Here is a 26558-nt window from a genome sequence, read left to right as displayed (position 1 = left end):
GTCGGGCCAGCTCCTGGGAACAGGGAGGCGCGGAGGCAGCTGTTAAGTTCGGCTGCCTGTGCACCTAGCTCCATTGTTAACTACTGCATCCCAGCCCGTTTCTGGTGCCGGGTCCGCCTCCCGTTACGCTGAGAGATGTGAACGCACCTCTTGCACCTCAGGCCCGGACTGTTGAAATCGAAGACCTAGAGCGGTTCGACGCGCTCGTTGCCGGCGGCGCCAAGAACATGCACGGCTGGCATTTTCAGTCCGTGGACCTGCGCCAGCGCTCGGGCGTGCTGGTGGAGCTGCACGCATCAGGCGCCATTTTCATGGGCTGCACTTTCAAAAACGGTGTGGAGGACTTGCTGCGGGGGCGCGGTGCCCTGATCTTTCCCGCCTTGCCGCATCTGCCCTTCAACCCCTATCGCGGACATCTGTACTCGGGCGTTGAACTTTTCGAGGGCATTGCTACCGGCGAATATGAGAGCGTTCCTGACGCCGCTATTTACCATTGGAGCCTTCAAACGCGGCCGGCCCTGAACTCAACGCTTGCCACGGCCATGCACGACCACGCCATCACCGACGCGCTGGATGATTTTCTGGACCAGCTTCCACATCCAGTAGTGGGTGTCATGGGTGGGCACGCGGCGGCGCGGGGGAGTGAACAGTACGCCCAGGCGGCCAAACTGGGGTGGGCCTTGACTCAGTCCGGGTTCCTGGTTGCGACCGGTGGTGGTCCCGGGGCCATGGAAGGCGCCAATTTGGGGGCCTACCTCTCCACGTACGACGCCGAGACCCTAGAGCGTGCCCTGCTCACTCTGGGCGAGGTCCCCGGCTTCCGTCCCTCGGTCACAAAGTGGGCGAGGGCTGCGTTCAAAGTGGTGGAGGCGTATCCGGAGGGGGCGCCAAGTCTGGGCATCCCCACCTGGTTCTACGGGCATGAACCGCCCAACATCTTTGCCAGCAAAATTGCCAAGTACTTCACGAACGCCCTGCGCGAAGCCATCCTGCTAGAGCGTTCCCGTGGCGGCACTGTGTTCCTGCCGGGCGCGGCAGGAACCGTCCAGGAAGTTTTCCAAGATGCCTGCGAGAACTATTATGCGGCTGAGGGGGCGGTGGCTCCGATGGTTCTGGTAGGCCGAAAATACTGGGAAGTTGAGGTTCCTGTCATGCCGTTGCTGACGACGCTGGCACAAGGGCGGCCCATGGAAGACTTCCTGTTCCTGGTGGATTCGGTGGAGGAAGCCTGTGCAGTGCTGGCGGGTTAGCTAGCCGACGACCGCGCCGAACAACAAACCGAGCAGGTAGGTGGCGGCGGCAGCGCCCATGCCGATGCCCAGCTGTCGTAATCCGCGCCACAGCGGTGAGGCTCCGGAAAGCAGTCCAACAACGCCGCCGGTGCCCAGCAAAGCCACACCAACCAGAACACACGCCAACACGAGCGCGCCTACACCAGTCATGCCAAAGACGAACGGCAGGATCGGAATGATGGCACCCGAGGCGAAGAAACAGAAGCTCGAGGATGCGGCGCCCCAGGCTGTGCCTAGAGTTTCGTGGTCATCGGTGGTCTCAAAGTTCTCTGGTCTCAGTGACAGGCTCGGATCGCAGTCGCAGCTGAAGTGTCCCATGCGTTCGGCAGCACGATGTTCGGCGGCCTCGCGGGACATTCCCCGTGCCAGATAGACCAGTACTAGTTCATTGTTTTCAAGATCCAAAGACGGCGCCGCCAACAGGGTGACCTGGGTGGGCTGCGAAGCGTCCAACAGTTCCCGCTGCGACCGTACGGAAACATATTCCCCCGCGCCCATCGATAAAGCTCCGGCGAGAAGTCCGGCAATGCCGCTAAACAGCACCACCTGACTGCCAACCCCCGTCGCCGCCATTCCCATAACGAGGGAAAGGTTGCTGACCAGCCCGTCATTAGCGCCGAAGACGGCCGCTCTGAAGGAGCCGGCGAGACTGTTGCGCCCACTTGCAGATAGGCCGCGAATGACTTCTTCGTGAATTGATTCGTCGGCCGCCATGGCCTCCGTGGCGTCGGCGTCCGTGGCGTAAGGGGACCTGGACTCCGAGCGCTGTGCCAAGGCGAGCACAAACACCGAACCAAACCGGCGCGCCAGCAAGCCTAAAAGCTGGTTGCGCAGCGAGGGACGGATAGCTGGCTCGGCGTGCTCGCCCAGTAAATCCAGCCAGTGCTGTTCATGGCGACGCTCCGCTTCAGCCAAGGCCATGAGAATGGCGTATTCGTCGCCCTCTCGGCGTTTGGCAAGGTCCCGGTAGACAGCAGCTTCGGCACGTTCATCAGCCAAATATTGCCGCCAGCGCTTAATCTGCGCTGGGGTGGGAATCCGTTCGGGCATGGTGAAGCTCCTCTAGGTCAGCCAACACTGTAGCCTGTATTCCCGCGAAATTCCGGCCGGTATCCCTAGCAAGAAGGTTTCGGGGCACCGGAATTAGCGCATAAAAATGACAAATAACAGTGCCTAGAAAGTACTTGACGTAACGGAAAGTACTTGCGTATGGTTGATACACCATTTCAAGCCAACAGCACCAGGAAAACCTCGGGAGAGACCATGACGAACAACGGCTCGCAGGCCAAGTCCACCTCTAATAGCGCCCGCTACATGGGGTTAGGCTTCGCGATGGGCATGCTGTGCATGATTGCGTTGTTCGTTGCCGGACTCATCAAGGCCAATGCCGGAATGGTGGTCATGGCGGCAAGCATGGCTGCCGTGCTCGGGGCAACATGGGGTTCCACCGTGGTGGCAATGAAGAAGAAGGCTGCCAAGGAGAATGCGGCAGCCTAATTCAGCTGCTCGGTAAAATCTGCTTGGTGGAAGCTGCTTGATATTCGGCGTCCAGGTGGGAGCCCACCTTGGCGCCGATTGCTACCCGCGGCAACTTCTACTGCGAACTCGACGCATGGTGAAAGTGGATGTTCGCTATGGGCAACGTGGGACGCCAACCGGGAGCAGAACCAACGAAGAATGGGCAAGCGGTGGAACCAGCCCCCGGCCGAGGGGACTATTCATCCGGCCGTGCTTCTGAGAAAAAGCCATGCTCCCGAACTGGATCAGTAGGCGGAAAGTCGGAAACCCACATGACGCCCGGCACGCGCGCCCGTCTGGGCAACCGTGATAACTAGGGTGCCGATCTCCGGGATCCAGCGTGCAGGCCGAACAGCCTGCGTCAGCGCCGAAACCAGCTGGGAGGGCTCCGCCGAGTAGTAGGCGCGGTGGCCTGACGGGGTCAGGAACGTGACGGCCCCCAGGTTCACATCAACTGCAGGAAGCACTGAAATTCCCTGTGGGCGGGTGACTGCCGGGGCATTTTTGGTGCGCGTTATGGTTGAAAAAGTCATGAGTGGACTCCTCGAATGCTCTTGCCAACGGAGCTTTTCCGCTGGCCGCTTCCTCATCCGAACCACCCGTGAAGCATGGGGTTGGCGTGCGACCAGTCGGAGCTTGGCGTCGCATCTCTTGAAGCTGGCTCAAGACTACTGCTTAAGCAGAACTGCGGCGGGTGGTTGCGTAATGTTACGCAACCACCCGCCGCTGCAGGCCTAAACGGCCTGGCTTGCTGCCCAGCGATCGCTGCAGGCAGCCACAATGACAATGGCGTCCTCGAGTCCGCCCCACCCCAAAACCTGTGTCTGTGTGTCCGTCTGAAAGTCCTTGTAATGGTTGAAATGGTGTTCGATTTGCTGCTTCAGACGCGAAGGAACATCATCGATGGAACGAATGGCGCCGCCGGAGTCACGGTCGTCCACCGGGACGGTGAGAATTTTGTAGTCCATGTCCTCCCCGTCGCGGAAGTTCAGCAGGCCCAAGATCCGTAAGTGAACAACTACCCCTGTTACGAGCGGCTCCCGGGTGATGCACAGAATATCGAGTTCATCGCCGTCCTCATCCAAGGTCTGTGGAATGAAACCATAGTTGACAGGCTTGGCGAAGATGCCCGGATCTACCCGGTCAAGATGGAACAGGCCAGTGGTGCGGTCCCATTCGATCTTGTGGCTGGAACCATGCGGGATGTCGATGACGCCGGTGAGAAGTCCTTGCTGATAGTCGCCGCAGCTTAGAAGCTTGTTGTAGTCAGGCATGGAAAGTTCCTCTCACCCGGATGGCCAGGAGCTTGTCCTTGCCGCAGGGCCTGCCGTCCTGGTGATGGAGGCTGCCCGCTACTTGTTGACCGTTGCTGGTAGCCGCTTCTGCGCAACCCTGTGGCGTAGAACTTCAATCAATCACAACCACCACGTTTCTGACAAGATGCGCAAAGCTGAGAAATGCCGCTCCCCACCGGAAAGCGAATGAAGCATCGTAAGCGACTCAATGGCAGCCAATGACCACATCCAATTATCTGGATCGTTTGCACCATCTCAACTGACACTGGAAAGGCGAGGGGATGGGGGGAGTAGCCTCAAAAGCGAAGGCATGAGGACCGTGCAAGCGAAATATTCTCGAAAAGGAGCCGATGATGGGTGACCTGCGGATAACAGCCGTGAAGGCCATGCAAATTCTTGATTCCAGAGGTTTTCCCAACGGTGCAGGTCCAACTGCGTGACGGCGGTGTGCGCTGGTCCGGGCGCGGAGTGAGCCAAGCCGTTGCTGCTGTCACGGGTGAAATGGCCGGGTTGCTTGGCTCCCAGGCGTGGGGCTCGCTGGCACAGCTGTATGCCGCTTTGTGCGAGCTGGACGGAACGGCAAACAGGGGCAGACTGGGAGCGAGCAGCGGCTGCCCATTCCCCACTTCAACGTGATCAACGGCGGCGAGCACGCGGCAAACGAACTGGCATTCCAAGAATTCATGATCGCCCCGTTGGTGCAAGCAGCTTTCCGGAAGCGTTGGAATGGGGCTCCGATGTCTACCACGCATTAGCGCGAGTGTTCCGTGGCAGGGGTTTGGCCACGGGCCTCGGCGATGAGGGCGGTTATGCGCCGGAGATTGCACGCCTGGAGGAGGCGCTGGACCTGATTCTGGCAGCTATCGAGGCCTCGGGACGTACTGCCGGGGAAACCGGCATCATGATCGCTCTGGACCCAGCAGCTAATTCTTTCTTCGCTGACGGGGCCTACCGTGTCAACGACCAGGTACTTACACCTGAACAGATGACCGACTATTACGGAAAGCTCCTGGATAATTACCCGATCCGCAGACTGGAAGACCCCCTGTCAGAGGACGATCGCCAATCATGGCCCGCGTTGGTCCAGAGCCTTGGGGCCCGCGTGCCGATTGTGGGTGATGATCTCTTCGTCACCCAAGCAGCCCGTGTCCGCGACGGCATTGCGGTAGGGTCCGCCACGGCGGTACTGATCAAGCCCAACCAGGTGGGCACAGTCACCGAAACCCTCGAAACAATGACGGTTGCAAAAGCCGGTGGATTCACCGCAATGGTCTCCCACCGCTCTGGGGAAACCCTCGACAGCTTCGTCGCCGACCTTACCGTGGGTTCCGGCTGCGGCCAGCTCAAGTCAGGGCCCCAGCTCGAGGTGAAAGACTCGCCAAATACAATAGATTGTTGGAAATTGCAGAAGCCAACCCGTCGTTGGCTTTTGGCCTGGCGCCCGTGCCAAGCCGTAGCTGAGTGGCTCAGACAGCGCCAGCGTGCGTGTCGTAGTAGCCGCCCGCCGTCACGAGATCTGGCTTTCGGCCTGCTGCTCCCGTGAGGGGCGCAGCAGACCGGAAGCGGCGATCGAGGCGGCCATCCAAGCAGCCGCATAAGTGAAGGCTACAGCCGGGGAAAAAAGGGCCCACAGAATGCCGGCAGTCATTGTTGCGCCCAGATCGCCAAATGATTGCACCAGGCCCAACAGGCCGTAACCATTGCCGCGGAGCCTCTCTGGTAGCGCTAGTGCAACAGCAGTGGACTCCGCTGTTTCGGCAAAGCCGATGCCCACCCCGGCCAGCAGGAACCCGGTCAGAATCAGTGCCGATGACGAGGTGCTGAAAGCGAACAGTAGGTAGGCGCCCACATACACTGCACTGCCAGCAGCGAACACGGGACCCGCACCGATCTTGTCCACTAGCGGACCAGCTACGAGTGAAGCAGCAGTGGCTGCCGCATTATGGGCGGCGTAAAAGAAAATGGCCAGTGCTGCGGCCGCAGTCGCAGTTCGTCCGCCGCTGCTGAGCACTTCCGTGGCACGCAGAATCAGAAGCGTTGTGGCCAGGTTCCCAAGCTCGAAAAAAGCAACCGGCACTAGTGCACGGGCCGCACCACTGCGGCGAAGTTCTCCAAGGTTGAAGCTTAGCCGGGTCCTGTTGGCTGGTGCCGACAGCATGGTCCGGGCCTGGCGTGCGGCGATGGATATGGCAACGGCAGCTAACACGCCAGGGATGATAGAGAAAAAAATTGCTTGGCGGATGCCGATCACACCCACGAGGAGCCCCGCCACGAGCGGACCGGCAATGGCGCCGGCATTGTCCCCAGCCCGTTCAATGCCAGCTGCCCGCCCATAGGCGGCGCGCGGCGCCAAGGAAACCAACATAGTGTCTCTGGCGGGGGACCGAACGCCACGCGCGGACCAGGCAAGGGCACGCAATGCAGCCACCTGCCACACCATGGTGCAGAGGCCGATCGCCGCCGTGGCCACGGCTGTCAGCAAGTACCCGGCTGAGGCCACTTTGGACCGGCGCGAGGGTTCATTGGCCAATGGGCCACCAGCCAATTTACTCAGTCCAAGCAATGCATCGGATGCTCCTTCAATGGCGCCCAAGGCAGCCGGTCCGGCATGCAGCGTGGAGGTCAAAAAAGATGGGAGTAACGAGGTGACGAGTTCATGCCCGGAATCACTGAGAAATGATGTGCCACCAATGGCAAGAATGCCCCTGCTGAGCCACTTTTTCGGGGCTGTGGGGGATGACAGGCTGGGTTCCATGCTGGGAGATGGGTGATCATCACCTCGCCCATCGATTGAAGCATCCCCATTCATGGCAGCATCCCCACCCTTGTTCTCATCCACCGCCAGTGCCGGATTTGTTAGTGCCACATTCCATGATTTCTTTTCCTCTGACGGCAGTGGTGTGAACAACTACTTGTCATGATCCGCGCCCCCGGAGCAGTAGACAAGATGCCGACTAAGGAAGACTTTTTCTCACGTGCAGACGCCTGCTGCGATAAAATAGGAATTACCGGCGATGGACCCCGCCCGAACCACAACTCGGTTCGAACCGCCTCTTGGCTCATGGTTCCTGTCTCAACTGCAGGATAGAGGCACGGTCATGTTCACGGATGAAGGAATCTTGGGGACGAGGAAACCAGCCCCAGAGAACTTAGCAACACTCGTGGGAAGAGAGCCGAAACCTGAAGGTTTTGTCAGCATTCTTTTCCCCACAGGCAGCCCAAGGGAGCTCGTAGAAGGAGAGGCAACGAGATTTCTGGTTGACCTACAAATCAACCAGATCATCGCGGCGGCTGTGGCAGGACGGGAGCAATACCAGCTCAAGCCGTATTTCTACCTGCCGCTGCAGGACCTGGATGTGATCAGCTACAGACACGAAGTCTTCAATGACCTCGCCGAGGCAAAACTGCGCAGGGTTGTGGATGGCTTTGCCCGGGCAATGCTCGAGATGCGCCGGGACCGCGCATTGGCAGACGGATTTCGGGACGAGCGCCAACGTCAGGCCATGCTGGTTGGCGCCGCGAGTATTTATTGTGCAGCCGTGACGGGGCTGAATGAGACCTTGGCTGATGCAGCCCCGTCTTCCCGGGGTCTGCGGGCGTTCGGGACCTATCTTGCCGGATATGTGAAGTCTTCCGGTTTCCTAGCAGTAGTCAGCGATGCCGCGCAGGTACAGGAAGCCTTGGCTAAAGTCCGCTACTGCGTAGGCATCAAAGGAAACCGTGTCACCGTCACACGCGAGGAAGATAGCGCCGATTACACTGCCGAGGTGCGCCAGACGTTTGAGAGATTCAGCCAAGGACAGGTCAAAGATTACCGCAGGCAAAACGGTAAGACCATCGTGGACATGAACCACGTTGAGAGGTGGATTCTGGACGGGGTGGTGCAGCTTTTCCCTGGTGAATTCTTGGCCCTTCAGAGCTTTGAATTAATCTATGCCGAGTTTGGAAATGAACTGGTGGCGGCCTTTGACAGAGAAATCCAGTTTTATCTTGCCTATCTTGATTTGGTGGCCAAGCCTACTGCGAAGGGGCTTTCCTTTTGTATGCCGGCGGTGAGCCATAACAAGGAAGTCCACGCAAAGGAAACATTCGATCTAGCACTGGCAATACAAATCGTTGCCCGGGCACGGTCGGTGGTCACCAATGACATAGATCTGGGCGGAATTGAACGCATTCTTGTTGTCTCCGGACCAAACCAAGGAGGCAAAACTACGTTTGCACGAACCTTCGGCCAACTGCATTATCTGGCAGCCCTTGGCCTGCCAGTGCCAGGAAAACAGGAGAGGCTGACCCTTCCCGATGCGATCTTCACGCACTTTGAATTGGGTGAGAACACCAAGGACCTGCAGGGGAAATTGATGGATGATCTGGTCCGGATCCATGACATCTTGGATGCGGCAACTCCGCGAAGCCTTCTAATTCTCAACGAGATATTCACCTCCACCACCTTGGGTGACACCATCGACTTAGGCACCAGAATATTTGCGCAGATACAAAGTACCGACCTTGTCTGCGTATGCGTCACCTTCGTGGAGGAACTTTCGCGCTTGGGCCCAACACTGGTCAGCATGGTCAGCACCGCTGAAGCCGAAAATCCCGCACAGCGCACCTTCAAGGTCGTCCGTCAACGAGCTGACGGTTCGGCCTATGCCATGGTGTTGGCACAGAAGTACGGCCTGGACTACGGATCCCTGAAAGGGCGGATCAACTCATGAAAACTTTTCTGCTGTTCAAGGCTCGGGACTTTCATCCGGATGCGCGGTGGAGCGCCAATGATTCGGCAAATTCGGACTTTGTTCGCGAACTGTACGTGCTGGCGAGAGAAACCATTGAGGGGGAACAAAAGATATACCGCAGTATCTTCAGTCGTTCTCCGTCAGCACTTCTGAACCAGTCAATACAGTCCCTGGAAATGTTGGTCGGCGTCCTTGGACGGCTCAAAACCATGTGCAGTGAAACCCAGGACGGGTTTCATTCGCAAGGTTTTACCCGATTCTTGGGCATGGTGTTGGCGGAACTTGATGAAAACTACCTTGCAGAGATCAACGAACACTTACGGCATTTGCGGTTCAAAAATGGGACGTTGCTGGCAGCTGGCTTGGGACGGGCAAACAAGGGCCACGACTACACACTCTCAAATCCGGGCCCGGACACCCGGAATTGGTTGGCGCGAATGTCCGGCAAGAGGCCGCAGAGTTTTTCTTTTCACATCAACGATCGTGATGAAGAGGGGTTTCGGGCATTGGGCGAGCTGGCAGATCAGGGAATCGATTTGGCAGCTGATGTCTTGGCACAATCGGATGATCACATCATGAATTTCATCAAAATGATGCGCCAGGAACTGGCCTTCTTTGTGGGGTGCATCAATCTCGAAGCAGCGTTTTTAGATGCAGATGCCCCGCTTTGTTTCCCCAAAGCGGAGACATCCCCCGCGATGGCACTCTCTGCGGTGGACTTGCGGGATGTGTCCTTGACAGTGGCGCGTAAGGGGCCAGTGGTTGGGAACAACATCAATGCTGACGGCAAGTCCCTGATCATGATCACCGGAGCCAACGAGGGCGGAAAATCAACGTTCTTGCGCAGCATGGGAACGGCGCAACTAATGATGCAGTGCGGCATGTTTGTCTGTGCCCGGTACTTTAGCGCAGGCATTGCCGCTGGCCTCTACTCGCACTACAAGCGAGAAGAATTTCTCGGTCTCAAGAGCGGAAAGCTGGATGAGGAATTGGAACGCATGAGCGGCATCGCAGATGTTGTGAAGCCCCATGCCATGGTGCTCTTCAATGAGTCGTTCTCTTCCGCGAATGAGCGAGAAGGCACAGTTATTGCCCGTGACATTATTCAGGGCCTGATAGACAGCGGCATGCGCGTGGTGTTTGTTACCCACTTCTATAAGCTTGCCGAAAGCGTCCATGCCTTGCATGCGGCAGGGTCACTGCTGCTAAGAGCGGGACGCACCGATTCCGGGGGCTGTACCTTCACGGTGGTGGAGGGTGCACCAGAACGCACCAGCTATGGGAAGGACCTCTATGCCAAAGTGTTCATGGATTCTGGTTCGGTACTGATGAAAGAAGCCGATCATGACAGCGGGCAATGAATCACCCATCTCAGCCGTGGATTCGATGAACCTTGGGCTTCCGTTCTGGCTGCCGCCCTTCGGCCGGGGCAATGGACGCCAGGCACTGTACTGGGCCGCCCTGGCCGATCTGCCCGAACGCATGGTCGACCCGGCCCTTGCCGCACTGGGTGCTGAAGACATCCCTGCATGGGCATCTCCCGTCCATTCCGGACCCATCCATTCGGTGCCAGCAAATTCAGGGCCCAGCCATCCCGAACCCAGCCATCCCGAGCCACGCCATCACAGGCGCGGCCACTATGGGGCATCCCACCATCATGAGCCAGAACCTGGTGAAGCTCCCTACCGGTTGTGGGTTGCAACCATGAGATACGAGCGGGCAGAGGACATCATGCTGCGGGTCCTCAATGACGGGCGCTAAAATGCCGACGCAAGGCTAGGCTGGGAATCCCAACGAGGAAGCGGTGCCTGCCTTGAGTGAAATATTCTTTCCCCAGATGTCCGGAGACGCCAATGAGCTGGGCGTCCTCGTTGAATGGCGCGTACCGAACGGGCAGAAAGTTGCTCCCTACCAGGTTGTTGCTGAGGTGACGGTGAATAAGTTCGACGCCGAAATCAACTCCCCGGCCGCTGGCACCTTGAGCTGGCTCGTGGCCGCAGGGGAGGAAGTACGCCAAGGCGATCCCATTGCCACCGTGGATTGAGTAGCCAAACCTTAAAGTTCGACGGCGGGAGGTGAGCTTGGTTGCCCAAGCTCACCTCCCGCCGTCGTACTTCTCTAAGTGGCGCGCTTACTTCTGCAGTCCGGCGGGGACGTCATCCGGGTTGGAATCGGTGACTGCCGCAGCTAGGCGGTCATCCCAAATCTTGCGGATGTGCGCCGGGGTAGCCGGGGTGAGCAGCGAGACCACCACGTAGACCACAAGAGATGCGGCGAGGCCGAAGTAGATGGGCTCGTTCGCGTAGATGCCGTCGGCGCTGGGGATGACGGCCGTGGCGTACAGGACTAGCAGGACGATGGTGAGCAGGCAGCCGACGGCGATGGACCAGGCAGCGCCCAAACCGGTTCCGCGCTTCCAGACCAGGCCGCCAATGATGGCCACGAGCAGGCCGCCAACAAGGATGTCGTAGGCGATGGTCAGTGCAAATACCACATCGTTGACCACGATGGAGATCAGCACAACCAAGATGCCCAGAACCAGCATGTACCAACGGTTGGATTTGAGATCGTGCTCGGGGTTGGAGGTGTCTGAGGTGTCAATTTCCTTGCCGAACCAGCTGGCAACGAAGGGGACAACGTCCTTGCGGGCCACGGTGGCGGCCGCGATCAGGGAGCCGGAAGCGGTGGACATCATGGCTGCCACAGCGGCGGCGAGAACAATGCCGCCAATGCCGATGGGCAGCAGGTTGGTAGCTACCTCGGCGTACACAACGTCCTTGCCCAAGGCTGCGACATCAATGGAGGGTAGTGCCACGCGGGCGGCCAAACCGATGAGGGCACCGGCCACACCATAGAGGATGCAGTAGATTCCAGCCGTCGCGCCGCCCCAGCGAGCCACCTGCGGGGTGCGGGCGGTGAAGACGCGCTGCCAGATGTCCTGGCCAATGAGCAGACCCAGTGTGTAAACCACAAAGTAGGTGATGATGGTCTGGATGCCAATGCCGTCCCACTGGAAGAAGCTTGCATCAACGCGTTCCTTGATGCCGTCAATGCCGCCGGCGGCATTCCAGGCGAAGGGGAGCATGAGCAAAAAGACGCCCACGGTCTTGATGATGAACTGCACCTGATCGGCCAGGGTGATGGACCACATGCCGCCAATGGTTGAGTAGACCAGCACAATGACACCGCCCACCGCGATGGCCAGCCAATGCTCCCAGCCGAACAGCACCACGAAGATGGTGGCGTAGGCGCCTGTTGACGTTGCCGAGATCATGATGGTGTACGCCAACATGACAATGCCGGAAACCTTGGTGGTCTCCTGGCCGTAGCGCAGGCTGAGCATCTGCGAGACCGTGTAGATCTTGAGTTTTTGCAAAGTGGGGGCAAAGAGCAGGCTCAGCAGCAGCACTCCCACGCCAATGGCAACCACGAGCCACATGCCGGAGATGCCGAACTTGTAGCCAAGTCCCACACCACCCACTGTGGAGGCGCCGCCAAGGACCACGGCGGCCATGGTTCCGGTATAGAGGAAGGGGCCTAGCCGGCGTCCTGCCACCAAGAAGTCGCTGTTATTTTTGGTGCGGGATTTACCCCACCAACCAAAGGCCAGCATGGCCACTAAATATAAGACGACGATGGCTATGTTTAAGTCCACGCGATGCTCCAGTGTGCGAAGTAGTAGGATCCCCAAGAAATATTGCCTATAAAGCAACGTTTGTTGTCTATTAGGCTAAACTGTGATGGTAGTTACAGTCAATGTGCCGTTTAAAAATGGGCCGCCGAGTTATGAGGAGCCGCCATGAAAGCTTTGCCCCTAGAACCCAGTGCCGACCCGGTAGCCATTGGTTCGCGCCTCCGCGCGGCCCGGCAAGATCAGCGGCTGACCATTGAGCAAGTGGCCGATGCAACAGGTCTGACGAAGGGGTTCCTCAGCAGGGTTGAACGCGATTTAACCTCACCTAGTGTGACTTCTTTAGTGACGTTATGCCAAGTTCTCTCCATCTCGATCGGTGATCTCTTCGCTGCCCCAGAGATTCATGTCAGCCGGAAGGGTGAAGGCCCGCGCATCTCTTTGGGCGGCGAAGGCATTGTGGAACGGCTACTGACGTCCCGCGCCGAACGGCGTTTGCAGATCCTCGGGGCCACCATTGAACCTTTTGGTCGAGGTGAATCCGAGCTGTACGCAGTGGACTGTGACCTTGACGTCTTGCACATTATCAGTGGGGAATTGACCCTGCGGATGACGCATGAGTCCTTTGATCTGAAGGCAGGAGACACGCTCTCATTCCCGGGACGGGAACCGCACAGCTGGGAAAACCGGACCGCCCAACCCGTCGAAGCCCTGTGGATCTTGGTGCCAGCAGCCTCGGGCTCTGGCGGCTCCTGACGCTAACCGAGCGTTGGATTAGCCTACGTGGACCCAGGGGCGGCGGGTGAGATCTGGCTCGGCCTCGCGCAGTACCTCGCGAGTGACCGGGGCAATTTCACCCTCGCCGATGAAGACGAACTTAATCATGTTGGTGATGGGGTTGCCCTCGTTCCAGCGGAAATAAATGTGCGGGATCAGCCCTGTGGCGTCGCGAATATGGAGCAGTACGGCGGCAATGGTGTTGGGCACGTTGGAGGCGTGCACCTGCAGGATCTTGTAGCCGTGCCGGGTGATGCCTCTGACCTCCAACGCGGTTTCAAAGTCCGAGGAATCATCCACAATCACCTCCATGAACAAGGCGTCGCGCGGATTGCCGATCCCGTTCACAGTTGCTGCGTGGCTTAGCTTGCGCCGGTACGCTGCGGCACTGCGGGTCTTTGGATCGTGGGAAATAATGCGGATGGTGCCCTCATCCACGGCGGCAACGAAGCCCATGGCCGCCTCATCCATGCGGATATAGCTTGCCCGCAATTCGAACGAGCGGCGCAGCCTGGAGATGAAGCTGACAACCACAATGCCCAAAATGAACAGCAGGGCAATCTTGAGCCCGTCGGGGCGTTCTATTGAGTTGGCCACGGTGGTGTACATGAAGACCAGTGCCACGGCGCCGAAACCAATCGCCTTCTTGCGTTCGCGCTTGCGCTTTGCGGAGAGCGTCACGGCAATGGCCGCAGAGGTGATGAGCACCAGCACACCGGTTGCGTAGGCGCCTCCCTGGGCATCGACGTCGGCCTTGAAAATGAGGGTGATCAGGACAGCGATGGCGGCAAACACCAGCACCAGGGGCCGGACCGCTGCGGCCCATTGTGGGGCCATGCCAAAGCGGGGGAGGTAGCGCGGGACCAGGTTGAGCAGGCCTGCCATGGCGCTGGCACCGGCGAACCAGAGGATGGCGATTGTGCTGATGTCATATGCGGTGCCGAAGCCTTCGCCGAGGAGATCGTGGGCAAGAAAGGCCAGTGCGCGGCCATTTGCGGCGCCGCCAGGCTGGAATTCGGCGGCCGGGATGAGGATGGTTGTGGCCAGCGAGGAGGTGATCAAGAAGGTGCTCATGATGACGGCGGCTGTTGTCAGCAGCCGTTGGGCGCCCTTGATGCGGCCCTCGGGGTTCTCGTCCGTGTCGGTGGGGTGGCCCTTGATCTGTGGCATGACGGCCACACCGGTTTCAAAGCCGGAGAGCCCCAGAGCCAGGCGTGGGAACACCAGCAGGGCCACGGCCACCACCATGACGGGGTTGCCGTGCTGAGTTGTCAGGGCGCTCCACCAATCGGTGGTCAGCAGTGGGCTTCCCACCACGTGGACAAGGGAGACTGCGATGACCACCAGGTTCAGTGCCAGAAATACCGCAACCAGCACCACCGCTATGCTGATGGCCTCCTTGAAGCCACGCAGGAAGACGGCCGCCAGGGCCGCGATCAACACCAACGTGATGATGACGTTTTGTCCGTGCAGGAAACTCGGAGCGAAGGGATTTTGAATCACGTGAGCTGTGGCGTCCGCGGCGGACAAGGTAATGGTGATCATGAAATCGGTAGCGGCGAACCCGAGCAAGGCCAGGACAAAGAGCTTGCCCCACCACCGTGGCAACAAATTTGCCAGCATGGCAATGGAGCCCGCACCGTACGGACTTTCCCGTGCCACCCGCTTATACACGGGCAGGGCGCCAAAGAGGGTGACCAGCACCAGCACAATGGTGGCCAACGGTGCCAGTACCCCGGCAGCTAGGGCAGCAATGGCGGGCTGATAACCCAAGGTGGAAAAGTAGTCCAAGCCCGTCAAGCACATGACCCGCCACCACGCGTGCCGCTTGTGGCTCTCATCTGGACGGCCGTGCGGTCCCTGCTGGGTGCCTGATGCTTCCGGTAGCCCCTCTAGTAGCCACTGGCGCAGCGCGGCCTTGCCCCGAAGTTTCTCAGGTCCGCAGGGGTCTGCAGGAGCTTTGGAGAGGGATGTCACGGGAGGCCTTTCTCATCAATGGCCACCGAATGGCGGCTCATGGAGACTAACACCGGCGTAGAGGTAAAAAGCCCTCTCTTGACGAAATCTATACGGTCTTCTCGCGGCGTTGAACCGGAGATGTTGTATACGCCACACAAAAGCGCTTCAAGGCGTGAAGAAAGTATCTTCTATGAAACTTTTGGTTCCCATTAGTGAACATCGGTTGTACGATGGTGAAGAGCTGCCAGATGTGACGCAGGTCTACTGTCACTAAGGCTAGATAGAAAAATTCTCGCAAGAAAATGAGGACGTCCATGAAAGAGATCCGCATCGAAGCCAATGGCAACCTGGGGCCCATTGATTCCTCCCAGATCCCGCGCTACGCCGGCGCCGCAACGTACGCCCGCCTGCCGCGCCTGGACCAGGTGGCACAAGCCGACGTGTCCGTGGTGGGCGTACCCTTTGATAGCGGCGTCTCCTACAGGCCCGGCGCGCGGTTTGGCGCCAACCACGTCCGCGAGGCCTCTCGGCTGCTGCGCCCGTACAACCCGGCCTGGGATGTTTCCCCCTTTGAAAACTGCCAGGTGGCCGATGCCGGCGATATGGCCGTGAACCCGTTCAACATCAACGAGGCCATTGAGACCATCCAGCAAAATGCACTGGATTTGACGGCGGGCGGCTCGAAACTGCTGACCATCGGTGGCGACCACACCATCTCCTTGCCGCTGCTGCGTGCTGCCGCCGAGCGTGCCGGCGAGCCCGTGGCCATGCTCCACTTTGACGCGCACCTGGACACCTGGGATACGTACTTCGGTGCCGAATACACGCACGGTACCCCGTTCCGCCGTGCCGTCGAGGAAGGCATCCTTGATACCGAGGCCATCTCCCACGTGGGAACCCGCGGACCGCTTTACGGTAAGAAGGACCTCGATGACGATCACCGCTTTGGCTTCGGGATTGTCACCGCGGCCGATGTCTACTACCAGGGCGTGCTGGAAACCGTGGCGAAAATCCGTGACCGTATTGGCAAGCGCCCCCTGTACATCTCCGTGGACATTGACGTGCTGGACCCGGCCCACGCCCCCGGCACCGGCACCCCTGAGGCCGGTGGCATCAGCAGCCGTGAACTTATCGAGATCATTCGCGGCTTCCGCGGCATGAACCTCGTAGGCGCTGACATCGTGGAGGTGGCCCCCGCCTATGATCACGCCGAAATCACCGGCATCGCCGCAAGCCATGTGGGCTTTGAACTGGTCACCCTCATGGCGGATAACCACGTTGCGGGGGACCGCTTCGGCGCCCCCAACGGTTACGCAGCCCAAGCCCTTGACGCTGAAGAACTACGCCGGCCTGCCGGCTTTGCCCCTAACCTCACCACCGAAGGCGGTTCCAAGTGACTCCCCAGCGCAACGGTGGCGATCTCGTTGTCGAGACTCTGACAGCCCTGGGTGCCAAAACTGTTTTCGGCATTCCCGGCCAGCACGCACTGGGCCTCTTTGACGCCCTGAGCCGCTCGCCCCTACACTTTGTTTCCTCCCGTGTGGAGAATAACTCGGCCTTCGCCGCCGACGGTTACTCCCGCGCCACGGGTGAAGTGGGCGTATTGTTCTTGTCCACCGGTCCCGGCGCACTGACCGCCCTGGCCGGCCTGCAGGAAGCCTATGCCACCGGTGTGCCCATGATCGTGGTGGCCAGCCAGATCCCCCTGGAGGGTTTGGGCGCCCGCCGTAAGGGGATGTTGCACCAGCTCGATGATCAGAAGGCATCCGCCGCAAACGTGACCAAGAGCCAGCGGCTCATCCAGCATGCCTCCGGGATTCCTTCGGCGATCCAGGATGCCTGGACTGAGGCCGTGTCCTCGCCGCAGGGCCCTGTTTGGGTGGAGGTGCCGCAGAACGTGCTGCTGGATCCCATCTTTGTGCCGGCTGTAGAGGACGCGCTCGCCGAGCCGTTTGATAACCCGCCGCGGGTGGAGTTAATCCGGGAAGCCGTGAAGTGGCTGAGCGCCGCCCAGCGTCCGGCCATTGTGGCTGGCGGTGGCGTACGCCGCGGTCATGCCAAAGAGCAGCTGCTCTCCGTGGCGCAAAAACTTAACGCCCCTGTGGTTTGCACACCGGGCGGCAATGGTGCTTTCCCGTGGAACCATGAACTCTCGCTGCAATCATGGGTTGAGGACCGCCATGTCACCGAGGTCCTTGAAGACGCTGATGTGTTGGTGGTGATCGGGTCCTCCCTGGGTGAGGTCTCCAGCAACTACTTCACTATGGAACCGCGTGGGCGCATCATCCAGATTGACGCAGAACCGCGGGTTCTAGAATCCAACCGGCCAGCACTGGGCATCCGTGCCGACGCCGGCCAGGCCTTGAGCGCGTTGGATGAGGCCCTTGATGCTTCCCTCAGTGCCGATGCGAACTGGCACGGAGCAACCCCGCAGGCCGTTGTGGCTGACACGCTCGCCAAGGTCCAGGCCCGCCTGGACGGGCAGGATCTGGCCCTGGAACGCAAATTCATGGCTGATATCCGAGACGCCGTCCCGGCCGATATGCAGACCTTCTGGGACATGACCATTTCCGCGTACTGGGGCTGGAGCTGTTGGGATTCCAAGGATGGGGAGTTCCACTCGGCCCAAGGCGCCGGAGGCCTCGGCTACGGCTTCCCAGCAGCAATTGGCGGGGCGCTCGGGCTGCAAAGCCACGGTAAACCCGCCCGCGTCCTGGCAGTGGCCGGGGACGGCTCCTCGATGTACTCCATCTCGGAACTGGCCACGGCCAAGCAGCACAACGCCCCCGTCACCTGGCTCATTGTGGATGACGGCGGCTACGGCATCCTGCGCGAATACATGATCGATACCTTCGGCAAAGCTACCCACACTGAGCTGGCCCGCCCGGACTTTGTGAAACTGGCGGAAGCCTTCGGTGTGCCCGCCCGCCGGGTTGCCCCCGAGGACGTGGGGGACGCGCTGCGGGAGGGTTTCGCCGCTGACGGACCCAATGTTGTGGTGGTTGATGTGCTGCTGAAGATGTTCGGCCCCACGCACCTGAATCTCTAACCCGCTTCTCCACCTACAGCGCCGGGAGGTAGTAGTTATGTTTGGAGGCCGGTCCACCGGCCTCCAAACATAACTACTACCTCCTAGCAGGCTATGAACCTGACGTTCGACGGCGGGCGGTCACCTTTCAGCGCGAAGGTGGCCGCCCGCCGTCGTTGTGCCAGTGCAGGAGGCCTGTGTGTGGCACTGGGAGGGATGGCCAGCTGTCATATAGGGAGTATCCGTTGACAAGGTGTGATGGATCACATCTACTTTAGGTAACATCATGTTACCAATGGGTGCGTGGTGTCGGAATCATCCGATCGTATCTATAAGGGGAAGCATGCTGAACTCCGAACTCGTGGCGCGCGTCAGCGCTGCAGGGATCAATCCACCACCACCTCCGCAGCGGCGGCGCCAGCGCAAGCGCCGCGCCGCCATCGGTTCTGCTGTGGGAGCGGTGCTGCTGGCAGCTTTTGTCATTCCGCTGGCCGGGACGCCAGCACAGGCTGCCACCGAGACACTCTTCGAAGCCGAGGCTGCCACGAACGTGTTCACCGGAAAGGCTGTGGTGCAGGACCGCCCCGGCGCCTCCGGAAATAAAACAGTGGGATACGTGGGCGGCGGGAACGGCAAAATTGGTGTCAAGATCAACGTCATTGACCCTGCCCGGACCAAATTGCACCTGCAGTACGTCTCCGGTGAGGACCGGGATGTCTCCGTCCAATGCAATGACGGCGTAGCTACTTTGATTGATCTGTCACCGAGTCCCAGTTGGGAACAGTCCAAACGGCATCAGCTCAGTTGCGCCAACCTGGTGGCAGGAGAAAATATCATCACGTTCTTTAATGCCACAGGCCCGGCCCCTGACATTGATGCCGTGATTGTTGAGACGGCTGCGCAAACACTTTTTGAGGCCGAAGCCGCCGGAAATGATTTTGTTGGCAAGGCCGTCATTCAGAACAACACAGCGGCCTCCGGTGGCAAAACCGTGGGCTATGTGGGCGGCAACAACGGCCAAATCGGGATCAAGGTCAGCATGGAAACCGCAGGGGACAAGGAGTTTGAACTCCAATACCTCTCACCCGATTCAGGCAAACGCAATGTCAACGTCCAGTGCGAAGGCAGCGAGAAGGTGTTGCTGGATCTGGCCGTGGCACCTAATACCAGCACGCCCCTGCGCAAAGCCTTCTCCTGCTACCTGCACGTGGGCATCAACACCATCACCGTGTGGAACGCCAACGGCCCGGCCCCTGACATTGACGCCATCATCTTGAACACGGACGGATCCGACGGCGGCACGCCCACGGACGTACCTACCGACGGAACCGGGGGTGAGACTCCTGATCCGTATGCGGACAACCCCGCGGCGGCTATGCCTATGGCAGATCAGGACAATGCTGGAAAATGGACCAAGATTGAGGATTACTCCTCCGAATTTAATGGTGTTGATCTGGATGAGGGCTTCACCCGCTTCACCGATCAATGGGGGTGGCGTGCCGAATGGCGGTGGGAAGATGATGCTGCCGTGGTCAAGGATGGGAATCTGGAACTGACCCAGTCCTACGATCCCACCTCGGAATTCAACATCACCCCGAGCAAGTGGCAGACCAACCTCATCGATGTGAACCTGCAGAACAACAATGCGGACACCGTCACCTCCTATGCGGCACACACAGGCAAGACCGGGCTACGTCACACGTATTACAACCAGTACGGCACGCGCACCCAGCAGAGCTTCTCTGGGCTGGCTGCTGGAAGCTACACACTATCTGCCTGGGCAAAGACCATGGGAACCCAAGGCTCCGTGGCTCTGGCAACCCAAGGCTGTGATGGAAGCTCGGAGGTGAACAGTGCCAGCATTCCGCGCAGCAATGGTGCCTGGACCCAGTATTCGCTGGCGGTATCCGTCACTGCGGGAAGCAACTGCCAGGTGGGGCTGCAATCGAATGGCGCTGACTTTACAGACGTCGCCATGTTTGACGATGCCTCCTTCAGCGCCGACTCTGCCCCTGCAATCAACAAGCTGGCCAACCCCGGTTTTGAGGAAGTCGCCACAACGTACAACAAGTCAGGCGGCGTCCAGCACAAAGAAGCCATCAAGTTCGGCTACTTTGAAGTCCGTGCACAGTCCGGCACCCCGTTCCCGGGGACCTGCCTAGCCTTCTGGCTGGACGGGCGCGAGGGCGACTACGCCACCGAGCTGGACATGGTGGAGCTGGGGCAGAACCCGAGCCGGCCCGGATCCGTCGACTTCGCCAAGCACCGCTGGCCGTCCAAGGCGCTTGGACCCAACCATCAATCCGACGGCGGCTCCACCTTCCAGGCGCCCTGGAACCCGTCAGAGAGCATGCATAACTACGGTTTCGAATGGGGACCGGGCGTTCAGCGCTGGTATGTGGATGGTGTGTTGCGCCGGGAAAGCAAGGACCCTGTCTACGACCCCGCCGAGCAGATCATGATCCTCTCGGTCGGTTTACGAGCTCCTTACGTCAATAACCCCGGCGCTTACCCCAACGCTTACGACAACGCTGAGCCGTCCAAGTTCGATTACGTGCGTGTATGGAAGAAGCAGTCCATGACCATTGACAGTGCGGTGGAGGGGAACTATCAGTCCTCTTTCGTCTTCCCCGCAGAGTGGACCGCGAAGCCGGCAACAGGAGCCCTGGGCGGTACGGTGCGCACCTCAAGCACCGCAGGCTCATCCTGGAGCATGCGCTTTGACGGCGACGGCGTGGCTGTCACCGCACCGGTTGGTCCCGGCCAGGGCCAGGTGGCCTATGCCATTGACGGCGGGGATCCCGTCATCGTCGATCATGCGGCGGCCGCTGATGCCATCTCCACGGTGTGGACCAGCCCCACGATCAAGCGGGGTAAGCACGTTCTGACGGCCACGGTGGTGGGAGTTGCGCGGGCCACGGCACTTCCCGTGTCCGTTGACTCCGTAGCCGTGCTGAACAGCGGTGACGCCGTCGTTGCCGACATCACCGTCGTTCCGGAAGCAGTAATCTTCGATGCAACCGCAGGCACCTACACGGTTCCCGGCACCACAGGAATCGAGTACGTGGTGGATGGTGCCGTAGTTTCGGCGGGCAGCCACCCGTTGCCCAAGCTGGTGACGGTCACTGCGCGAAGCGTGAGCGGTTACGCCATTGCAGATGGTGCTGAAACCTCGTGGAGCTACGCTGCCGAGGTAGTTCCTACTGAGGAGCCCACGGTTGAGCCGACTGTGGACCCGACGGTTGAGCCGACTGCAACAGTCACTCCGACTGAGGAGCCCACGGTTGAGCCGACTGAGGAGCCCACGGTTGAGCCGACTGTGGACCCGACGGTTGAGCCGACTGTGGACCCGACTGTGGACCCGACGGTCGAGCCGACGGTGGAGCCCACTGAGTCGGCGCTGCCGAGCCCGAGCCAGAGCCCGAGTGGAACCCCGAGCCCTGCGCCCAGTGCCACAACAACCACTGCGGCCGAGGATGGGCTGGCCAGTACGGGTGCCAGCTCGCCTGCGCTCGCACTGGGCATCCTGGTCCTGCTGCTCGCAGGAGGGGCCTTGGTGCTGGGAGGTAAGGGCCGTCGCAAGGCCTGATCAGTAGCCGGATGCCGGCAGGCCAGTAGTCGCTGAGCCTGCCGGCACTGATCCGGTTGGAGAAGACAAAAAAGTGCGGGGCCAGCTTTCCCTTCTGGGAAAGCTGGCCCCGCACTTTGTGCAGCTCGCTGCGGAAACGGCTCAGGCGCCCGGGGTGGCAGGAATGCCAGGCTCCACATAGCGCTGCGAGTCGGCCATGGGAACCCAGACGGGGGAGGTCTGGCCAAGACCGGTGACGGGACGGTCGAAGGCATCAAAACGGGGCTCGGAATGCGCGGCAAACCAGTCCGTCAGCTGCTCCTGCAACTCTTGCCGGCGAGTCGCGAAGGCGGGATTGTCAATCTCGTTTCGGCTTTCCTGCGGGTCGGCCAGAAGATCGTAGAGCTCACAGACGGCCCCGCCATAGCGCACCACTAGCTTGTGGGACTTGGTACGGATCATCCGGGTGCCGCCGTACTCGTCGAAGATCACAATGGCATCCTTCCTGCTGGCATCCTTCGCGCTGGCATCCGCATCTGCGACGTCATTCAGGAACCGGGGAGCCATGGACTCGCCGGCAATCAAGGGATCCAGCGGGGCCGGGGCTCCAGCCAACTCAAGCAGTGTGGCGTGCAGGGACGCCGCGGAGGTCATGGTGTCATCGAGCCGCGGCACAATGGTCCCGGGCCGGTTGATGATGAACGGGACCAGGATGGAGTTATCCCACACGTTGAGGGGCGTGGTGCCGTTGCCCTTGCCCCAAATGCCGTGGTGGCCGCAGCTGAACCCATTGTCGGAGGTGAAAATGACATAGGTATCATCGCGGATTCCGGCGTCGTCCAAAATGTTCAGCAGACTCCCCACGCCCCGGTCCACCGCCGTGAGTGCGGCACAGAAACCGGCCAAGTTTTCCTGCGGGTTCCGCATTGCTGCAGCCAGATCGCCGTGGTCCCAGTTGAACCAGTCATGGGCGGGAGGCCGGGGAATGCTGGGGAACTCGCAGTCTTTGTACAGGTCCACATATTCCTGCGGGTGGTTGCCGTCCGTCCAAGGGGAATGTGGTGCTGTGTAGTGCACCTGCAGATAGAACGGTTCTTCCGCCTGGGCCAGCTCAGTCAGCATGGCGGCGGCATTTTTGGTGATCGCGTGCGTGATGTAGCCATCCTCGGATTGCTCCTTGCCGTCAGCAATGACAGGTGCACCAAAGTAGGATCCGCCGCCATCCCGGTGGCTATACCAATGACTGAATCCGGGGGCGGGCGTGCGGGCGTCGCCCAGATGCCACTTGCCCGAGTGGGCGCACGTGTACCCGGCCTCATGGAGTAGTTCCGGGGTGGTGGCAAAATCCTGCAAGTAATGCACGCCTCGTGTGCTGACACCGCTGTTTTCACTGCGCAACCAGTCATGCACACCGTGGGCCGAGGGCATCCTCCCTGTCACCAACGACGCGCGTGCCGGTGAACACACCGGGGAGGTGCAGAAGAACCGGGTCAGTTCCAATCCGGTCTCGCCCAGTTCATCCAGAACAGGGGTGATCAATTCGGGCATGGTGCGCCCGCGGGCCCAGGCGCCTTGGTCGTCAGTCATGACAACAATGAAGTTTGGCGCTTTGGCTGCTGTTTGCTTACTCATTTATCCGATCCTGCCACGATGCCGCTTTGGAAGTAGCGCTGGCCGAAGAGGAACAGCACCACTACGGGAATACTAATGATTAAAACGGCTGCCATGAGCAAGTTCCACTGAGTGGAGTCCTGTTGGAAGAAAACCGTCAGGCCAAGCTGGAGTGTTTGCATGTCATTGGAACGTGTCATGATCAAGGGCCACAGGAAATCGTTCCAGGCGCCCTGGAATGCCAGTACGGCAACGACGGCGACGGCTGGGAACGCCAGCGGCGTGTAGACCTGCCAGAAGATGCGGAACTCCCCTGCGCCGTCCAGTCTGGCGGCCTGGCCCAGTTCATCGGGTAGGTCAATGTAGAACTGACGCATGAGGAACACGCCCAGGGCGCTGGCCAGATGGGGGACCATGAGACCGAAGTAGGTGTTCAGGAGTCCGCCGCCACCGGCGCCCAGGATGTCGTTTCCGCCGAGTAGCGGGAACTTCGTCAAGATGATGAACAGTGGCACCATGATGACTTCTGGAGGTACTACCAGAAGGGCGATGAGCCCGCCCATGACCAGGCCCCGGCCGCGGAAATTGATCCGGGCCAGCGCATAACCTGCCATGCACGACAGGGCGACTTGGCAGGCCGAGGAGACCACGGTGACAATGGTGGAGTTGGCAAAATATAGGGCGAAGTCGGCGCTTTGGAAGGCGTTGAGGAAGTTCTCGGGGTGCACGCCGTCGGAGAATAGCGCCCCGCCGGAGGCAGTGGGCCCGCCTAGGGAAACCCCCACCACATAGAGCATGGGGACCAAATACATGGCACAGACCACCAGTGCGATCACGTACAGCCGTGCGCGGCCGGGTTTCCGCCGTCGGGCCTTCTGCATGCGGGGTGGACGGGCCTGCGACTTTTCGTCGATTCGATCAAGGACGGTGCTCATGGTGTGGACAGCTCCTGTCGGGAAAACAGCTTCTGGCCAAGCTTCAGCAGCAGCGAGGCCAACACAACGGCCAGGAACAACAGGACGGCGATGCTGCTGGCGGCACCAATGTTCAGTTCCGTGAAAGCCGAGTCATACATGCGGTAGACGAGGGTGCGGGTTGCGTTGATGGGCCCGCCCTGGGTCATGACGTAGGACTGGGTGAACATTTGCATGGCGCCCAGGAACCAGGTGACGAAGACGAACAGCAGGGTTGACTTCAATTGTGGAATGGTGACGAGGAAAAAGCGCTGGAATGCATTAGCGCCATCCACGTGAGCTGCCTCATTGATGGAGGTGGGGATGGCTTGGATGCCGGCTAGCAGGATCACCATGAAATATCCCAGATTGCGCCACAGGCTCATGACCATGATGGAGGGCATGGCCCAATTTTGGTCGGTCAGGAAGTAAATGGTGTCAATGCCCAGTCCGTTGAGTGCTGCGTTGATCGGCCCGATAGCCGGATCAAAAAGGAACGTCCAGATCAGTGAGATCACTACGTAAGAGGCGGCCTGCGGAATATAGACTACGGTGCGCATGGCGGCGCCGCCCTTGAGGGCCTGACTGAACAGCATGGCCACCATGAGGGCCACAACAACGCCGACAACCACCTGCCCGAACGCAAAATAGAACGTGTTTGTGGCCGCTTCCCAAAACGCCTCGTCGCCAAAGAGCCTGCGGTAGTTTTCCAGGCCCACCCACTGTGGCTTGTTGATCATGTCGAACTTGGTCAAGCTGAAGTAGCCGGCCACGATCAAGGGGATGATGCTGATAAGCAGAATGACTGCCACTGCCGGCGTGACAAGAGCTACGCCGGCACGGCGCATTTTCCGTTCGGCTAGTGAACTAGGCGACGCCATTGATTTCATTCACCTTCTTATCAATTTCAGTCAGGGCTTCCTCGGTGGTGGCCTGGCCCAAGATGGCCTTCTGGAGCACAATCTTGATGGCCGGGCCGATGGCGAGCATGTTGGGACTTGAGGGTTGGGTCACCACGAATTCGCTGGCCTTGCTGAATCCCTCGGGCAGGCCCTTGAAGAAGTCTGAATTGACGGCGTCGGTACGGGTGGGAAGGGCGCCGACCCGCTCATTGAGGGTTTCCATGGTGCTGACGCTGGTGAGCAGCTTAACCAGTTCCCAGGCTTCGTCTTGGTGCTTGGTGCCAGCGGCAACGCCGAACTTGTTGACCCAGGCCGAGGAGACGGGCGCGCTGCTAGAGGTGGCCTTCAACGGCGGGCCGGCAACGATCTTCGGTGTGGGCTTGTCCGCAAAGTCCTGGGTGTTGCGGTATACCAGCAAGCCCGAATATTCGGCACTGGAGCGTCCGGCAGCCACGGCTCCCGCCCCGGTGCCGGTGAACACATCATTGAAGTCGGAGAGGCCGTCCTTGTAGAAGGAAACAAGGTAGTCAAGAGCGTTCTTGCCCGCGTCGCTGGAGAACGTGGCCTTTCCGGAGGAGTCCCAGTAGCTGCCGCCAGCCTGGAACATCAGCTGTGCAAAGGACTGTTGGATGCCAATGGATTTGTCATTGAACCAGGAGATGGGGCTCTTGGCGGGCCCGCCGTTCTTGGTGGAGAGCTTCTCGGCCATGGCCTTGTATTCATCCCAGGTGGTGGGCAGCGTGTCCTCTGTGTAGCCGACACTTTCCAGATGGTCCATGCGGTAGCAGGCCGTGCGGGTATCGGCGGCGAAGGGTAGCGCGTAGAGCTTGTCCTCGTAGCGGGCGTCCGTGAGCATGTTCTTGTTGAACTGTGCGATTTCATCCCAGGCAGCAAATTTCTCATCCAGCGGTAGCAGGGCATTCTTGGACGCCAGCGGTGCGGTCCAAATGCCACCCAGTGTCACCACATCGGCCAGGGAGCTGCTGGCTGCGGCTGTGACCATCTTCTGAAAGCCGGAGGCCCAGTCTGAGGTGCGCAATTCCAGCTCAAAGCCCGTTTTGGTCTTGAATTGTTCTGCCACAGTTGTTTTCAAAAAGTCGATGGTCTTCTCATCTGCCCCCAGCAACTGCAAGGAGAGTGTCTTGCCGCCTCCGCCAGTGGCCGATCCTGTGCCCGTGCCGCAGGCCGAGAGGGCAGATAGTGCCCCAAGCCCGGCGGCGAGCGTGCCTGCCCGGAGAATGGTGCGGCGGGAGGGAAGATGGGAGGTAGTGTGCGCTGCGTTGGGCAT

The 26558-nt window shown here is 59.9% G+C and carries 21 protein-coding genes, 1 pseudogene and 2 riboswitches; of the genes and pseudogenes, 12 read left to right on the top strand and 10 right to left on the bottom strand.

All coding sequences use genetic code 11. From position 1 onward, the window contains the following. Positions 1–137: 137 nt before the first annotated feature. Entirely contained in the window at positions 138–1250 is a 1113-nt protein-coding gene (locus tag RY113_RS09150; protein WP_110104812.1) for an LOG family protein, read from the top strand. Here the strand turns inward: RY113_RS09150 and RY113_RS09145 are convergent, their stop codons facing one another. Next, positions 1251–2342 (bottom strand): VIT1/CCC1 transporter family protein, encoded by a 1092-nt coding sequence (locus tag RY113_RS09145; RefSeq protein ID WP_315914308.1) that lies wholly within the window; start codon positions 2340–2342, stop codon positions 1251–1253. 159 nt (positions 2343–2501) lie between these two features. Between RY113_RS09145 and RY113_RS09140 the strand changes: the two genes are divergently transcribed. Further along, a complete protein-coding gene (locus RY113_RS09140; protein ID WP_315914307.1) occupies positions 2502–2789 on the top strand; it encodes a hypothetical protein in 288 nt (95 codons plus the stop codon). A gap of 266 nt (positions 2790–3055) precedes the next feature. On the opposite strand, the gene RY113_RS09135 is transcribed toward RY113_RS09140, so the two are convergent. Together RY113_RS09135 and RY113_RS09130 are read right to left on the bottom strand one after the other, a co-directional pair. Then, positions 3056–3343 carry a hypothetical protein gene (locus RY113_RS09135; protein ID WP_315914306.1) on the bottom strand — a complete coding sequence of 96 codons (288 nt, stop codon included), beginning with the start codon at positions 3341–3343 and terminating at the stop codon, positions 3056–3058. 12 nt (positions 3344–3355) lie between these two features. Continuing rightward, positions 3356–3467, bottom strand: a riboswitch (SAM riboswitch). Positions 3468–3544: 77 nt separating this feature from the next. Next, the gene (locus tag RY113_RS09130; RefSeq protein ID WP_315914305.1) at positions 3545–4084 is read right to left on the bottom strand and encodes an inorganic diphosphatase; all 540 of its coding nucleotides are present in this window, start codon (positions 4082–4084) and stop codon (positions 3545–3547) included. A gap of 441 nt (positions 4085–4525) precedes the next feature. On the opposite strand from RY113_RS09130, the gene RY113_RS09125 reads away from it, so the two are divergent. Together RY113_RS09125 and RY113_RS09115 are read left to right on the top strand one after the other, a co-directional pair. Beyond that, entirely contained in the window at positions 4526–4741 is a 216-nt protein-coding gene (locus tag RY113_RS09125; protein ID WP_315914304.1) for a hypothetical protein, read from the top strand. Continuing rightward, positions 4666–5648: pseudogene (locus RY113_RS09115) on the top strand (enolase C-terminal domain-like protein). Before RY113_RS09125 ends, RY113_RS09115 begins: the two are co-directional and overlap by 76 nt. On the opposite strand, the gene RY113_RS09110 reads toward RY113_RS09115, so the two are convergent. Further along, positions 5613–6971: an MFS transporter gene (locus RY113_RS09110; RefSeq protein ID WP_211315080.1), complete on the bottom strand. Its 1359-nt coding sequence runs from the start codon at positions 6969–6971 to the stop codon at positions 5613–5615. The pseudogene RY113_RS09115 and the gene RY113_RS09110 sit on opposite strands and share 36 nt — an antisense overlap. 135 nt (positions 6972–7106) lie before the next feature. Beyond that, positions 7107–7183: riboswitch (Fluoride riboswitch) on the top strand. A gap of 20 nt (positions 7184–7203) precedes the next feature. On the opposite strand from RY113_RS09110, the gene RY113_RS09105 reads away from it, so the two are divergent. From RY113_RS09105 to RY113_RS09090, 4 genes are read left to right on the top strand one after another with little or no spacing between them, the layout of a single operon-like run. Next, entirely contained in the window at positions 7204–8820 is a 1617-nt protein-coding gene (locus RY113_RS09105; RefSeq protein WP_315914301.1) for a MutS-related protein, read from the top strand. After that, on the top strand, positions 8817–10202 hold the full coding sequence (locus RY113_RS09100) for a MutS-related protein (protein ID WP_315914300.1): 1386 nt from the start codon (positions 8817–8819) through the stop codon (positions 10200–10202). Before RY113_RS09105 ends, RY113_RS09100 begins: the two co-directional genes overlap by 4 nt. Beyond that, positions 10186–10602 carry a hypothetical protein gene (locus tag RY113_RS09095; RefSeq protein ID WP_315914299.1) on the top strand — a complete coding sequence of 139 codons (417 nt, stop codon included), beginning with the start codon at positions 10186–10188 and terminating at the stop codon, positions 10600–10602. The genes RY113_RS09100 and RY113_RS09095 overlap by 17 nt, the downstream gene beginning before the upstream one ends. Before the next feature lie 52 nt (positions 10603–10654). Next, entirely contained in the window at positions 10655–10885 is a 231-nt protein-coding gene (locus RY113_RS09090; protein WP_146212980.1) for a biotin/lipoyl-containing protein, read from the top strand. Positions 10886–10972: 87 nt separating this feature from the next. Here the strand turns inward: RY113_RS09090 and RY113_RS09085 are convergent, their stop codons facing one another. Continuing rightward, positions 10973–12454 carry a sodium:solute symporter gene (locus RY113_RS09085; protein ID WP_110104955.1) on the bottom strand — a complete coding sequence of 494 codons (1482 nt, stop codon included), beginning with the start codon at positions 12452–12454 and terminating at the stop codon, positions 10973–10975. 186 nt (positions 12455–12640) lie between these two features. Between RY113_RS09085 and RY113_RS09080 the strand changes: the two genes are divergently transcribed. Further along, positions 12641–13228: a helix-turn-helix domain-containing protein gene (locus RY113_RS09080; protein ID WP_315914298.1), complete on the top strand. Its 588-nt coding sequence runs from the start codon at positions 12641–12643 to the stop codon at positions 13226–13228. Positions 13229–13246: 18 nt separating this feature from the next. Here RY113_RS09080 and RY113_RS09075 read toward each other — a convergent pair whose 3' ends face one another. Further along, on the bottom strand, positions 13247–15226 hold the full coding sequence (locus RY113_RS09075) for an APC family permease (protein WP_110104801.1): 1980 nt from the start codon (positions 15224–15226) through the stop codon (positions 13247–13249). 296 nt (positions 15227–15522) lie between these two features. Between RY113_RS09075 and speB the strand changes: the two genes are divergently transcribed. The 3 genes from speB (at position 15523) to RY113_RS09060 (ending at position 21825) form a co-directional block, all read left to right on the top strand. After that, complete coding sequence (speB, locus tag RY113_RS09070) at positions 15523–16605, top strand: agmatinase (RefSeq protein ID WP_315914297.1); 1083 nt, start codon at positions 15523–15525, stop codon at positions 16603–16605. Continuing rightward, on the top strand, positions 16602–18257 hold the full coding sequence (locus RY113_RS09065; protein ID WP_315914296.1) for a thiamine pyrophosphate-binding protein: 1656 nt from the start codon (positions 16602–16604) through the stop codon (positions 18255–18257). Before speB ends, RY113_RS09065 begins: the two co-directional genes overlap by 4 nt. Before the next feature lie 322 nt (positions 18258–18579). Beyond that, entirely contained in the window at positions 18580–21825 is a 3246-nt protein-coding gene (locus tag RY113_RS09060) for a family 16 glycosylhydrolase (RefSeq protein ID WP_315914295.1), read from the top strand. Between the two features lie 141 nt (positions 21826–21966). Here the strand turns inward: RY113_RS09060 and RY113_RS09055 are convergent, their stop codons facing one another. Genes RY113_RS09055 through RY113_RS09040 form a run of 4 tightly spaced genes read right to left on the bottom strand, consistent with a single transcriptional unit; the run spans position 21967 to position 26558 of the window. Then, positions 21967–23436, bottom strand: coding sequence for a sulfatase-like hydrolase/transferase (locus RY113_RS09055; protein ID WP_315914294.1), 1470 nt, complete (start codon positions 23434–23436; stop codon positions 21967–21969). Continuing rightward, positions 23433–24350: a carbohydrate ABC transporter permease gene (locus RY113_RS09050; protein WP_245932022.1), complete on the bottom strand. Its 918-nt coding sequence runs from the start codon at positions 24348–24350 to the stop codon at positions 23433–23435. The genes RY113_RS09055 and RY113_RS09050 overlap by 4 nt, the downstream gene beginning before the upstream one ends. Continuing rightward, the gene (locus RY113_RS09045) at positions 24347–25249 is read right to left on the bottom strand and encodes a carbohydrate ABC transporter permease (protein WP_110104796.1); all 903 of its coding nucleotides are present in this window, start codon (positions 25247–25249) and stop codon (positions 24347–24349) included. Before RY113_RS09045 ends, RY113_RS09050 begins: the two co-directional genes overlap by 4 nt. Further along, positions 25236–26558 carry an extracellular solute-binding protein gene (locus tag RY113_RS09040; protein ID WP_315914293.1) on the bottom strand — a complete coding sequence of 441 codons (1323 nt, stop codon included), beginning with the start codon at positions 26556–26558 and terminating at the stop codon, positions 25236–25238. Before RY113_RS09040 ends, RY113_RS09045 begins: the two co-directional genes overlap by 14 nt.

Origin of the sequence: Arthrobacter sp. lap29 (assembly GCF_032458965.1) — a bacterium.
Lineage (GTDB): Bacteria > Actinomycetota > Actinomycetes > Actinomycetales > Micrococcaceae > Specibacter > Specibacter psychrochitiniphilus.
Note: the sequence above shows the minus strand (reverse complement) of the source record. Positions and strands in the feature narration are given on the sequence as shown.

Coding starts and splice junctions, on each gene's coding strand:
- RY113_RS09060 (WP_315914295.1), top strand. CDS start 18,580: ATGCTGAACTCCGAACTCGTGGCGCGCGTCAGCGCTGCAGGGATCAAT.
- RY113_RS09105 (WP_315914301.1), top strand. CDS start 7,204: ATGTTCACGGATGAAGGAATCTTGGGGACGAGGAAACCAGCCCCAGAG.
- RY113_RS09045 (WP_110104796.1), bottom strand. CDS start 25,249: ATGGCGTCGCCTAGTTCACTAGCCGAACGGAAAATGCGCCGTGCCGGC.
- RY113_RS09145 (WP_315914308.1), bottom strand. CDS start 2,342: ATGCCCGAACGGATTCCCACCCCAGCGCAGATTAAGCGCTGGCGGCAA.
- RY113_RS09040 (WP_315914293.1), bottom strand. CDS start 26,558: ATGCCCAACGCAGCGCACACTACCTCCCATCTTCCCTCCCGCCGCACC.
- RY113_RS09085 (WP_110104955.1), bottom strand. CDS start 12,454: ATGCTGGCCTTTGGTTGGTGGGGTAAATCCCGCACCAAAAATAACAGC.
- RY113_RS09100 (WP_315914300.1), top strand. CDS start 8,817: ATGAAAACTTTTCTGCTGTTCAAGGCTCGGGACTTTCATCCGGATGCG.
- RY113_RS09055 (WP_315914294.1), bottom strand. CDS start 23,436: ATGAGTAAGCAAACAGCAGCCAAAGCGCCAAACTTCATTGTTGTCATG.
- speB (WP_315914297.1), top strand. CDS start 15,523: ATGAAAGAGATCCGCATCGAAGCCAATGGCAACCTGGGGCCCATTGAT.
- RY113_RS09135 (WP_315914306.1), bottom strand. CDS start 3,343: ATGACTTTTTCAACCATAACGCGCACCAAAAATGCCCCGGCAGTCACC.
- RY113_RS09140 (WP_315914307.1), top strand. CDS start 2,502: ATGGTTGATACACCATTTCAAGCCAACAGCACCAGGAAAACCTCGGGA.
- RY113_RS09050 (WP_245932022.1), bottom strand. CDS start 24,350: ATGAGCACCGTCCTTGATCGAATCGACGAAAAGTCGCAGGCCCGTCCA.
- RY113_RS09095 (WP_315914299.1), top strand. CDS start 10,186: ATGACAGCGGGCAATGAATCACCCATCTCAGCCGTGGATTCGATGAAC.
- RY113_RS09130 (WP_315914305.1), bottom strand. CDS start 4,084: ATGCCTGACTACAACAAGCTTCTAAGCTGCGGCGACTATCAGCAAGGA.
- RY113_RS09080 (WP_315914298.1), top strand. CDS start 12,641: ATGAAAGCTTTGCCCCTAGAACCCAGTGCCGACCCGGTAGCCATTGGT.